Origin of the sequence: Brevibacterium sp. CT2-23B, assembly GCF_013168765.1 — a bacterium.
GTDB lineage: Bacteria > Actinomycetota > Actinomycetes > Actinomycetales > Brevibacteriaceae > Brevibacterium > Brevibacterium sediminis.
Map to the genome: position 1 here is coordinate 68,990 of NZ_JABBYK010000008.1, position 11,806 is coordinate 80,795.

10 protein-coding genes are annotated in these 11,806 nt (G+C 65.0%); 3 read left to right on the forward strand and 7 right to left on the reverse strand.

Annotated elements, in window-relative coordinates; all coding sequences use genetic code 11:
- Window positions 1-117: 117 nt before the first annotated feature.
- Entirely contained in the window at window positions 118-2,628 is a 2,511-nt protein-coding gene (locus HIM68_RS17760) for an HNH endonuclease signature motif containing protein (protein ID WP_172174878.1), read from the reverse strand.
- 650 nt (window positions 2,629-3,278) lie between these two features.
- On the opposite strand from HIM68_RS17760, the gene HIM68_RS17765 reads away from it, so the two are divergent.
- On the forward strand, window positions 3,279-4,484 hold the full coding sequence (locus tag HIM68_RS17765) for an NADP-dependent malic enzyme (protein ID WP_172174881.1): 1,206 nt from the start codon (window positions 3,279-3,281) through the stop codon (window positions 4,482-4,484).
- Between the two features lie 223 nt (window positions 4,485-4,707).
- Here HIM68_RS17765 and HIM68_RS17770 read toward each other — a convergent pair whose 3' ends face one another.
- From HIM68_RS17770 to HIM68_RS17780, 3 genes are all read right to left on the reverse strand, one after another.
- The gene (locus tag HIM68_RS17770) at window positions 4,708-5,130 is read right to left on the reverse strand and encodes an organic hydroperoxide resistance protein (RefSeq protein ID WP_139906927.1); all 423 of its coding nucleotides are present in this window, start codon (window positions 5,128-5,130) and stop codon (window positions 4,708-4,710) included.
- 128 nt (window positions 5,131-5,258) lie between these two features.
- Window positions 5,259-5,738: a MarR family winged helix-turn-helix transcriptional regulator gene (locus HIM68_RS19230; protein ID WP_172174884.1), complete on the reverse strand. Its 480-nt coding sequence runs from the start codon at window positions 5,736-5,738 to the stop codon at window positions 5,259-5,261.
- A 244-nt stretch (window positions 5,739-5,982) separates the two neighbouring features.
- Window positions 5,983-7,152 carry an SPFH domain-containing protein gene (locus HIM68_RS17780; protein ID WP_253904049.1) on the reverse strand — a complete coding sequence of 390 codons (1,170 nt, stop codon included), beginning with the start codon at window positions 7,150-7,152 and terminating at the stop codon, window positions 5,983-5,985.
- Window positions 7,153-7,353: 201 nt separating this feature from the next.
- Here HIM68_RS17780 and HIM68_RS17785 point away from each other — a divergent pair, with 201 nt between their 5' ends.
- Window positions 7,354-8,052, forward strand: a complete 699-nt coding sequence (locus HIM68_RS17785; RefSeq protein ID WP_172174887.1) for a FadR/GntR family transcriptional regulator — start codon at window positions 7,354-7,356, stop codon at window positions 8,050-8,052.
- A 25-nt stretch (window positions 8,053-8,077) separates the two neighbouring features.
- A complete protein-coding gene (gene nagB / locus HIM68_RS17790) occupies window positions 8,078-8,860 on the forward strand; it encodes a glucosamine-6-phosphate deaminase (RefSeq protein WP_172174890.1) in 783 nt (260 codons plus the stop codon).
- Window positions 8,861-8,957: 97 nt separating this feature from the next.
- On the opposite strand, the gene HIM68_RS17795 is transcribed toward nagB, so the two are convergent.
- The 3 genes from HIM68_RS17795 to HIM68_RS17805 form a co-directional block, all read right to left on the reverse strand.
- Window positions 8,958-9,644 (reverse strand): N-acetylmannosamine-6-phosphate 2-epimerase, encoded by a 687-nt coding sequence (locus HIM68_RS17795; RefSeq protein WP_172174893.1) that lies wholly within the window; start codon window positions 9,642-9,644, stop codon window positions 8,958-8,960.
- A 100-nt stretch (window positions 9,645-9,744) separates the two neighbouring features.
- Window positions 9,745-10,884 carry an ROK family protein gene (locus HIM68_RS17800; protein ID WP_367647582.1) on the reverse strand — a complete coding sequence of 380 codons (1,140 nt, stop codon included), beginning with the start codon at window positions 10,882-10,884 and terminating at the stop codon, window positions 9,745-9,747.
- Window positions 10,881-11,798: a dihydrodipicolinate synthase family protein gene (locus tag HIM68_RS17805; RefSeq protein WP_172174896.1), complete on the reverse strand. Its 918-nt coding sequence runs from the start codon at window positions 11,796-11,798 to the stop codon at window positions 10,881-10,883. The genes HIM68_RS17800 and HIM68_RS17805 overlap by 4 nt, the downstream gene beginning before the upstream one ends.
- Window positions 11,799-11,806 lie beyond the last annotated feature (8 nt).

An 11,806-nucleotide genomic window follows, 5' to 3' on the forward strand; every position in this document is an offset into this window, starting at 1 on the left:
TTGTGCGGTGGCATGTGCGCGGCGGTGTTAGTGCGGTGGGAGTTGTCCAGTGAGCTGCACACTGGTGATTGTGCAACGGGATTGGGGCAGACCGGTGCAGCTGAGCGGCGCGAGAGGTCAGAACGGCGGGGGATTGAACTCGAGGTCGTGGTCCCAACTGACCTTCTCAGGTACGTAGCGGGAATCCCACGGGTCAGTGGTTCCCGAGCTGTCCGGGGTGTACCTCGGCGAGACGTCAGCGAGTGCCTCGGAGACGGCGGCTTTCTCCCGGGCTGCGACCTTGGCCTCTTTGGCTGCGGCTTCCTTCTTCTTCCGCGCCGCTTCCTTCCGTAAGCGTGCTCGTTCCGCATTGATCTGAGCCATCCGAATTCGGTAGGCCTTATGACGGTCTCCAGTTAGCTGCTTCCGAGCCGCGGGGTCGCTTCCGGTGGGCAGACTGCGCTGGTGGTCAGAGTTCGCCCAATTGAGGCAACGCTCCAGCCGCAGCCGCCTGATTTCAGCCTGCTGCTCCCGATACGCCTCCGAAAGACGTCGCTGGTGTGCTTCGCGTTCCTCCCGTTGGCGCTTCTCTTCGTCGCGTTGACGAATCGTCGACTCGCCAGGCATGAGCTCGAGCACCCTTGGTGCTGCGGGAACCATCGACCAGGGCAGTTTCCACCGCTTGAGACCCAGTCGTCCCAGGGAATCGAATTCGAGCGCTTGGGCAACATTGATCGGCTGGCCCGGCGCCGACACAGTGGTCGAGATTCCGTGCTTGAACTCGTAATCGAGCTCACCGGATTTGGGCATAGTGACCCGAAGGCGGCCGGCGGTCTTCAACGCATGGTGCTTCTTGCACAGAGGATGAAGGTTTCCGAACCGAGTGAGACCGCCCTTGAGCGGATCCAGATGGAAGAACGGAACGACATGGTCGATCTCCGACTTCTCAGCCCGACGAACACAGCCGGGAACGGTGCACACTGTCCACTGCTCGACCAAGGTCTTCCGAAGATCCCTGGGGACCTGGTAAGTGGTCGCTTTGGCGTCGATGGGAGTGCCGGTGGCGGGATCGGTGAGGATCCGCTGGATGCTCTTCGACCGGCCGGCGATGTTGCGAGCCACCTCGACGGGTACCGGTGAGCCATCGGCGAAAGTGCCGGGCAGGTCAGAGTCTCCAGTGAGCGAGAGGAACGGAACGGTCACCACGGTGGCGGCCTGATGCGACAGCCACCACGCGCTTGTGGGCATACGCAGCTTGACGACATATTCAATGGGACCGTCAGGGTCCTCACCTTCGACGCTGCAGTCGGGTCGGAAAGCCGAACCGTTCGGTCGGTTGGCGACAGAGAATCCGTCGGACGACTCTGTGCTGCTGTCGGACGAGCGCCCGGCGGACGACCCTGTGGCGCTGTCGGCCGAGTCCGAAGCGACGTGCTTCGCGAAGTCGGCGACGGCGTCGTCGGAGTCCATATCCGGAATGAGCTCGCCGTCGGTGTCGAGCAGCGACTTCTCTACGGTGGTTTGGATACCCGTGATCGGGTCGACTGAAATGACCTTGACCTTGAGTTCCGGCACTGGCCGGGTGAACAGATCGTACTCGAGCTGAGAGATGGAGCGGTCATCGCTGATCTCAACGCCCAGGGGCAGATTGAACGCCGACTTGTTCTTTCCATGCACGGCCAGCGCCATGCCCTGGATTCGGTTGTAGCAGGCGAAGATCTCCGCTGAAGGCCCGCTGACGGTCAGGCAGGCGGAGCCGTCCTTATAGCCTTCGACATCGACGCGGCGACGCTTAGTGGCGAGTTCGGTGTTGTCGACCGGCGGAACGAGCAGGGCGATCATCTTCGCCAGATCCCGGCGCAGGGTCTCGCAGGTGATATCGGCGCGCCTCGCGGCCAGGAAGATGTCGAGCTTCGGAAGGAAGTCGAACGCGACATCAGCACACTGGCGAGCGACCACATCGACATGTGCCTGGGTGAACTCTCTGGCGCGGACACGGTCGGCGAAGCGCGGCAGACCATAGAAGATCGTCATCGCGCCGGTGAGCTGACGGTAGGTACGGGCAGTGTTGGTCCCCAGCACTGTCGAGATCTCGACGAGGTCCTCAGCGTCGACATTGTCATAGACCCATTTCGAGAAGCAGATGCCCTCATCGAGCTCCGGGAACTCGGGCAGGACCTTCGCCTCGGACTCAGTCGCCTTGCGCAACTGTTCGCGGGCGAAGTCGGCGTCATAGAGCACAACTGTCGCGGAAGGTGAGCCGCCGGTGCCGGTCTTGTCGTCCGCTGGCGACGACGGGTCCTTGGTTGACGACGCGTCCTTGGACGAGGTCTCCGACTTCTCCGCAGCGCCGAAGACGGTGTTCTCTTCGGACTCTTTGGCGCGGCGATCAAAGGATGCGGAGATCGTCTCGCAGCGAAACGGTTCGGAGCCCTCGGGCATGGGCAGTTCGAGGGCGATGAAGACCTGTTCCAACACAACTGAGGAGACGGACTCGAGGAGGGAGAAATGGGCACGGTCGGAAGCGACAGCGTTCTCGGCAAAGCGAGACATGCTTGATTCGAAGCGGATGGCGAATCGGGGCGACGGCTGTGTCACACCCGGCTCGTCTGCCTGGTCGGGGGTCGAACGGTTGGTGGTGCCCTTCATTGCTCTTTCACCTGCCTCGGACTTCGTTGTCGGGGAAGTGGTGCTGACTTGAAAAGCTGTTAATCAGATCTTAGCCGGTCAAGCTGACATTCACAATAGTAAAAAGAAAAAAGATTCGAATAAGTTTCGATGACATATTGATAGTGAATTGATTCTCTACTTATCATTGCACTCGGTGCTGACATGAGGGCGTTCGGCCTCGTTCGGCCAGGTCAGGGGTTGTTTTGCGCCGGTCCAAAGGTCTGGAGAACATGCCACCGGAACGGCGGGACAGCCTCGGTGGGGCCGGATTATCGGGTGAAACGGGTCACAGCATCGGTTATGATGATCGAGTTGTCGGATGCGACCCATGAGGTCGGTACTCGCCTCTTGCGAGCCGTATCCGCACTGCGCGCAACCGCGTCGCCCTTCACCTAGGGCCATGTCGCGGGCCGCGTCGACGTCACCGCACCATCCTTCACTGGTGACCAGTTCTTCGCCCAGACCATCGCCTGCGCTCACGGTCGACCGTGTCCGCGCCGGCCGACGTCCAGACGATCACTGCCGGCTGCACCGATGATCCGATCATCGAGCGGAGTGCTCGCCCAACCGAGTGCTCACGAGCTTCGTAAGCTCACGAACCGCCGCCGCATCAACCACGAGGATCAACCATGACGACCACCGCTCACAACTCCGCCGCCTCCGACCAGGGCTCGAAGGGCCCGATCACCGACGCTGAGATCTTCGAGGCGCACGAAGGCGGCAAGCTCTCCGCCGAGCTCACCTCACCGCTCCAGACCCAACGCGACCTCTCGATCGCGTACACGCCGGGCGTGGCCAAGGTCTGCACCGCGATCAAGGATGAACCGCAGCTGGCGCGCACGCACACGTGGACCGGCCGGCTCATCGCGGTCATCTCGGACGGGTCGGCTGTGCTCGGCCTCGGTGACATCGGTCCGGCCGCCTCGCTGCCGGTGATGGAGGGCAAGTGCGCCCTGTTCAAGTCCTTCTCCGGGCTGAATGCGATTCCGATCGTACTCGACACCAATGACACGGACGAGATCGTCGAAACCATCGTCCGCATGGCCCCGACCTTCGGTGCGATCAACCTCGAGGACATCTCGGCTCCGCGCTGCTTCGAGATCGAAGACCGGGTCAAGGAAGCCCTCGACATCCCCGTCATGCACGATGACCAGCACGGCACCGCGGTCGTCGTCCTCGCAGCGCTGACCAATGCTCTGCGCGTGGTTAAGAAGTCCTTCGAGTCCGTCCGCGTCGTCGTCTCAGGCGCCGGTGCTGCCGGTGTGGCCGTGGTGAAGATCCTCGCCGACGCCGGCGTGAAAGACATCGTCGTCCTCGATTCCAAGGGAGTCGTCGAATCCGGCCGCTCCGACCTCACCGAGACCAAGCAGTTCCTCGCCGAGTCGACGAACCCGCGCGGAATCTCCGGTGGGATCGGCGAAGCCCTCGACGGTGCCGATGCCTTCATCGGCGTCTCCGGCGGCACCATCGACGAGGCGCATCTGGAGAACATGGCCGACGATGCGATCATCTTCGCCCTGTCGAACCCCAACCCCGAGGTGGCCCCCGACGTCGCCGCCAAGTACGCCACCGTGGTGGCCACCGGGCGCAGCGACTTCCCGAACCAGATCAACAACGTCCTCGCGTTCCCCGGAATCTTCCGCGGCGCGCTCGACGCCGATGCCAACGAGATCACCGACGATATGAAGCTCGTCGCCGCTCGTGCGATCGCCGATCTCGTCGGCGATGATCTCGAGCCCGGTTACATCGTGCCCGGTGCGCTCGATTCGCGTGTCGCTCCGGCCGTCGCCGAGGCGGTCGAGAAGTCCGCGCTCGAGGCCATGGCCAAGCGCTGACGCTTCGTCGGTGGGCCATCGCCGACTCGGAATTGTCGCCGAGGCGGCCGAATACGGCTGAGGGGCGGGTGAAGAGTGATCTTCACCCGCCCCTCAACTGTGTGTCGGTTGCTGTGCTGATTGCGTTCCGCTCCAGGCCGTGTGCCACAGGTGGTCGGGCACCGGCGGCCGTCGGTTGGCCAGCGGAGGACTGCCGCCCATGCCAGGCAGACGCGGTCGGAACTCAGTCGTCGGTGACGGTGATGGAGACGTCGATGTTGCCGCGGGTGGCATTCGAGTACGGGCAGACCTGGTGGGCCTTGTCGGCCAGCGCCTGCGCCTCGGCTTTGTCGAGGTGCGGGAGGGTGACCTCGAGTTCGACAGCGAGCTGGAACCCGCCCTCATTGTTCTTGCCGATGCTCACTCGTGAGCCGACCGCAGAGTCGTCGACGTTCGCCTTGGCTTGACCGGCCACGAGGCGCAGCGCCGAGTGATAGCAGGCCGCGTAGCCGACCGCGAAGAGCTGCTCGGGATTCGTGCCGTTGCCGCTGCCGCCCATCTCCGCTGGTGTGGCGAGATCGACATCGACCTTTCCGTCGTTTGTGCGACCGTGGCCGTCGCGGCCTTCGCCGGTAGCCAGTGCCTCTGCAGTGTAGAGAGCCTTCATGATTCTTCCTTCCGTTGGCGGTGCGTTGTGGGATCAGTGGTGATCAGTGGCGTCGGTGGTGAAATGTGGGGTCAGTGGTGCAGTACGGGTTCAGTGGCGCACTGTGAAGCTACAAGTGCGATGTGAGTTCAATGGTGCGGAACGGGGCCAGGGGACTCGACGGGCGCGGGTTCCGCGCGCAGATTCCTCGTCAGGGTGCGCAGGGTCTCGAGCAGCTCGGGCATCGCGGCCGAGTCGAGCTGTGTGCGCTCACCGATCCGGGCCGGAACGCACTCGGCGCGCTCCTTGGCTGCGGCGCCCTCGGCGGTGGGGCGGATGAACACACTGCGCGAGTCCTCGGCGGAGCGGTGACGGGTGACGTAGCCGAGCGATTCCAGCCGCGACAGCAGCGGAGAGAGCGTGCCCGAATCGAGCTGCAGACGCTCGCCGAGGTGCTTGACGGTCACGCCGTCGGGCGCGGAATTCTCCTCCCACAGCACCAGCATCACCAGATACTGCGGATAGGTGATGCCGAGCTCGGCCAGCAGATCCTTGTATGACGCGGTCATTGCACGCGACGCCGAGTAGAGAGCGAAGCAGAGCTGTCTGTCGAGGTCGAGCGCATCCATGCCAAAATGGTCGCACACAATTCAATTGTGCACAACTGATTAATCGGAAGGTGGATGAGCGCGGATCGAGGTGAACATAGCAGAGGGGCGTGCGAAGATCTCTCTTCGCCCGCCCCTCTAAAGTGCGGTGCCTCAGTCGTTCGCCGGCACTCGGTGTCGTGCGTCGGCGCCCGGTCAGCTCCGGCGTCGCGTCGGCACCCTGGCTCGGCCCCCGGTCACTGCTGCGGCCCGGCTCGGCCCTCGGTTACTGCTGTGGATTCTGCTTGGAGTTCTTCCACTGCTGAGCGGCCGCTTGAGCCGACTGGGCTGCAGAGCGAACGGACTGGCCGAGCGACTGGCCGGAACCTCCGGGGCCACCTGACCGACCGTCATGACCCGAGCCGTCGGAGCCATTGGAGCCACCCGAGCTCGGCGGGTTGGACGGCTGAGGGGGAACGCTGGCCTGATCGGAGCGGTGGCTCGAGGTGTACCTGCTCTCGGGCGCCGTGAAGGTCGCCCCATCCTCGGCGGCGTTGGCGGCGAACAGGGCGTTGCGGATCTCCTGGCCCATCTCGCCCAGCCCGCCCGGGTTCGAAGGCATGAACAGCACGTTCGACCGGCCCTCCTGGGCGACGTTCTGCATGGTGTCGAAGTACTGGGTCATCATCAGCAGCTGCTCGGCCGTCTTGTCGATGCCCACCTCCTGCAGCTTCGCGTACTGCTCGGCGATACCCGTCGCGATCGCCTTGCGCTGAGCGGCGACACCCTCGCCGTGGAGGCGCATCGCCTCGGACTCCGCCTGAGCCTGGGTGACGCGCTTGATCTTGTCCGCCTCGGCGAGCGACTGAGCGGCGACACGGTCACGCTGTGCGGCATTGATCGAGTTCATCGAATCGCGGACCTTCGGGTCCGGGGTGATATCCGTGACCAGGCTGCTGACGATCTTGAAGCCGTAGCGCTTCATCGATTCCGAGAGCCGTCCCTCGACGTTCTCCGCGATATCGTCTTTCGACTCGAACGCCGTGTCCAGAGTCAGGCCCGACAGAGCCGAACGAACGGTGTCGAAGACGTAGGAGCGGATCTGCTCCTCGGAGTTCGCCAGCTTGTAGTAGGCGTCGGCGACATTGTTCTCTTCGACGACGTACTGAACGGCGACGGGAACCGTGACGAAGACGTTGTCCTTCGTCTTCGACTCGATGTTGACCTCGAGCTGCTGGACGCGCAGCGAGATCGGCCGGCTCGTCGTCTCGATGAACGGCACCTTCGTGTTCAATCCCGGCTTTGCCACTTTCTTGAACTTGCCGAATCGCTCGACGATGACGTTCTCCTGCGTCTTCACCGTGAAGAACATGCTGGTGCGCAGCTTGCCGAAAAGCAGAACGGCGATGATGAGGATGACGATGATTATGGCGAATGTGGCCACCAATCCAGTCATGGGTGCTCCAATGCGTCGTAGATTTCGGCCGCCGAGCGACCGCCTGTGACTACCACCCTAGTAGCCAGGACGACATCCGCATATGCCAAGGCCGGTTGACGTCACGGTCCAAGCGTCTCGACATCGAAGAACGACTGCCGACACATCTGATGTCAGACGTATACTGGAGGCTCAGCGTGGAACGACCAGCAGAAGGTGATCATGACGGAGACGGCGGAAACCGGACGGAAAGTGACGACCTCCGACAGGATCAAGGATCTCATCCTCTCCGATGGTCTGCGTCCCGGAGACCTGCTGCCGACCGAAGGCGAACTGTGCACCCGCCTCGGCGTCTCGCGGTCGAACGTCAGGGAAGCCATCCGCAAACTCTCGACCCTCGACATCGTCGACGTCCGGCACGGTCACGGCACCTACGTCGGCGAGATGACGCTCGACGCGCTCGTCGAAGCCCTCGTCTTCCGAGGCGTCCTCAGCCCCGGCGACGACCTCGACGCACTGCGCGATGTCGTCGAAGTGCGCAAGGCCCTCGACCACGGAATGTCCGAGCAGATCGTCCACGCCCTCAACGGCACGGAGAACTCCGAACTCAAGGATCTGGTCGACGAGATGACCGCGCTCGCCGCTGACGGCAAGACCTTCCCGCAGCAGGATCGCGCCTTCCACACGGGACTGCTCGCGAAACTCGGAAACTCGCTCGTCGGCCAACTCGTCGCAGCGTTCTGGGATGTGCATACTGCCGTCCTACCCAAACTCAACGTCGCCGTGGCCGCCGACCTGGAGAAGACCGCGCGTGCCCACGGCCTCATGCTCGAAGCGGCAGAATCCGGCGATGCCGAAGCCTTCCGCGCCGCGATCACCGCACACTATGAGCCGATCATGCGAGCCCTCGAACAGAAATGATTGACTGAACGCCGAAGGAGACCACATGGAAGTCGTCATCGCCGACGAATACACGCTGGCGGAGCTCGCCGCCGACGCGATCGAGGCGCTGCTGCGCACCGAGGCTGCACCGGTCATCGGGCTGGCGACCGGCTCGAGCCCGCTGCGCATCTACGACGAGCTGACCACCCGCCACAAGAACGAAGGGCTGTCCTTCGCCCGCGCGCAGGCGTTCATGCTCGACGAATACGTCGGAATCGCCGACGACCATCCGCAGCGCTATCGCAACGTCATCGACGCTGAGATCGCCACTCGCGTCGATTTCGCGGAGGGGGCCGTCCACGGTCCCGAGGGGTCCGCCGATGACCTGGCGGCCGCCTCGGCGGACTATGAACGGAAGATCGCCGAGGCGGGCGGGATCGACCTGCAGATCCTCGGGATCGGCAGCGACGGTCACATCGCGTTCAACGAACCCGGATCATCCCTGGCCTCGCGGACACGGGTGAAATCCCTGACGCATCAGACGCGGCTCGACAATGCGCGGTTCTTCGACGGCGACGTCGAGCAGGTGCCGAAGCTGTGTCTGACCCAGGGGCTGGGCACGATCATGGAGGCGAAGCATCTCGTGCTCGTCGCGACCGGAGGCAACAAGGCCGAGGCAGTGCATCAGATGGTCGAGGGGCCGATATCGGCGATGTGGCCCGCGACCGTGCTGCAGATGCACCCGCATGTCACTGTCATGCTCGATGATGCGGCGGCGTCGAGGCTGCAGCTCGGCGACTATTACCGCCACGCGTTTGAGAACAAACCGGAGTGGCAGAGCCTCTGAACGATTTCGCCCCGGGCAGGCAGCTGGCGGGGCCTCGGAGCGAGATCAACCCGGGCGGGTAGCCGGTCAGCTCCTCCCGGGCCGCTTACCTGCGAACTCAGCCCTCGACGGCCTCGGTGAACCACGAGGTTATCGTCGCGGGATGCGTGATCGCGGTGCCCACGACCACGGAGTGGGCGCCGGCTTCACGCGCGGCGGTGGCATGCAACGGGGTGTGGATGCGGCCTTCGGCGACGAGCAGCGCAGGCAGTTCTGCCGCGCGGATGGCACTGATGAGCTCGAGGTCGGGGCCTTCGGTGGCCGGTCGTTCTCCCGAGTACCCGGCCAAAGTCGTGCCGACGATGTCCGCTCCCGCATCTGCCGCTGCCTTTGCATCGTCAAGGCTGCCGCAATCGGCCATGACCAGGGCGTTCGTCTGCTCGTGGAGGCGTTCGACCGTGTCGGCCAGGCTCAGTCCGTCGGGTCGTTCCCGCCGCGTCCCATCGAGAGCGACGATGTGGGATCCAGCCAGAGCAACCGCATACGCGTGTTGAAAGGTCGGGGTGATGACGACTCCGTCTTTGCCGTCCTTCCACAGCCCGATGACCGGGACGTCGACGGCCGAGCGGGTTGCCTGAATGTCGCCGAGACCTTGCACTCGTACGGCTGATGCTCCTCCGCTGACCGCCGAGGCCGCCACCTGCGCCATCGTCCTCGGATCGCGCATCGGCTCGCCCGGATAGGCCTGAGCGGAGACGATGAGCCGTCCCCGCAGCGCCTCGAGGATCTCGGTCTTCGACAGCATCAGTGAGTCTCCTTCTACTGGCGGTTCTTCTGGCGGTTCTGCGAGTTCGTCAGTGTGTTGGTGAGGTGGGCAGTTCGTTGGTGTGATGGAGCGGAAGCTCTCAGTGCTTCTGGCCGGGCTCGTCATTCCAGGGGCCGGCAGCGCCGATGAGCGCGGCGTCCTGCCCCAATTCTGCCTTCACCAGCGGGATTCCGGAGGCGGCGGGGATGAGTTCCGCGGCGAAAGCCTCGCGCAGAGGTGCCCACCAGGTCTCGTCCATATCGGCGAGTCCGCCGCCGATAACGACGACCTCAGGGGAGAGCACGTTGACGATCCCACCGAGTGCCGAGCCGAGGGCACGCGCCCCGATGTCGAAGGCGCGAAGCGCCAATGCATCCCCCGCCGAGGCGGCCACCGCCAATTCTCGGGTGTTCGTTGGGGCCGGCGCCGCCCCAGCGCGATCGGACCGTGAGTTCGGCGTCGAGGTGGGGGCGCGGAACGCTGTCGCCGATGCCGAATTGTGGGACTGACCTTGCGCCGCAGGTTCCGCGGGCTCGGTATTGGACTCGGCGGAGCCGCAGGCTAAACGCCGATAGGTATTGAGGATGGCAGGCCCCGAGGCAATGGCTTCGACGTGACCGGTGCCGCCGCACGGGCAGGCCAGGCCAGCCGCGGCTGCCGAGGGCACATGCCCGATGTGACCGGCGGCAGAATTCCGGCCAGTGAGCAGGTGACCATCGGTGATGAACCCGCCGCCGATGCCGGTGCCCGCCGCGACGAGCAGCGAACTCCGAGAGTCGCGCGAAGCTCCGGCGGCGGCCTCGCCGAGGGCATGAGCGTGCACATCGTTGACGACGCGCACGGGTAGGCCGGTGCGCGCAGTGAGTTCAGCGACCAGGTCCGTTCCGGCCCATCCGGGCAGCGACTCCGTCGCCGAGACCACAGTTCCCGTCACAGGATCGATGACCCCGGCCGCGCCGATGCCGATCCGCCATGCGAATTCGGAACCCGAGCCGTCCCCGCCCCCGGCAAGACCGCCGGATCCGGCACTGCCACGGCCGCCGGACCCGGCGCCACGCGAACCCGACGTCTCCGCGATGACGGCGGCGGCCACCTCGGCGATGGTGTTAAGAACCGCCTGGGCACCATCTGCCGCGGGCGTCGGCACGCTGCGCACGTGCGCAAGTTCGCCGTCGATGACGGAGCCGGCACGGATCTTCGTGCCTCCGACATCGACGGCGACGGTGGCGGGCAGGGTCACAGCAGTCCTGCGGCGGCGACGATCTCGCGGACGCGCTTGGCCTCATCGGCGTTGAGCGCTTCCATCGGTTCGGCCATCCGGTTCGAGCCGATGACGCCCATGAGCTGCAGGGCCGTCTTGAATCCGCCGAGGCCCGCCGCACCTGCGGACACGCGTCCCGGGGTCGCGGCTCCGGTGATGTCGAACAGAGCCGCCACGCGGTCCTGCTCGGCGGCCGCTGCCTGCCAGTCGCCGGCCTTCGCGGCATCATAGATGCGCACGTACCCGGCGGGGTCGACGTTGCCGAGCCCGGGGACGATGCCCGCCGCGCCGCCGAGCATCGCACCGTCGGTGACCACCTCGTGGCCGGTGAAGACGGCGAAGTCCGGCAGGTGCTTCGTCGCGAGGAGCAGACGGCGGAAGCCGACATCGTCGCCGGAGGAGTCCTTGACTCCGGCGATGACACCCTCCTCGGCGAGGCGGACGAGGACGTCGAGCGGCATCTTCATATGCGTGCGCACCGGCACGTCATAGGCGTACAGGGGCACGCTGATATGGGCGGCGACGGCTCGGAGGTGGCGCTCCACCTCGGCGGCATCGGACAGCGCATAGAACGGCGTGGTCACGACGGCCGCGTCACCGCCGATGGCCAGCAGACGGTCGGCCTCTTCGAGGACGCGGGTCGTCGTCTGCTCGCTGATGCCCACGAGGACTGGCACCCGGCCGGCGGCGGCCTCGATTGCGGTGGAGAGCACGAGGTCGCGCTCGGCGTTCGTCAGGTACGGGACCTCGCCGGAGGACCCGAGCACGAAGATTCCGTGCACACCGCCGGCGACGAGGTGGTCGACGAGGGCGGCGATGCCCGCCCGGTCGATCTCGCCGGATTCCGTGCGCGGAGTCAGCAGCGGCGGGATGATTCCGTGGAAGTCAGTCATGGTCGTGT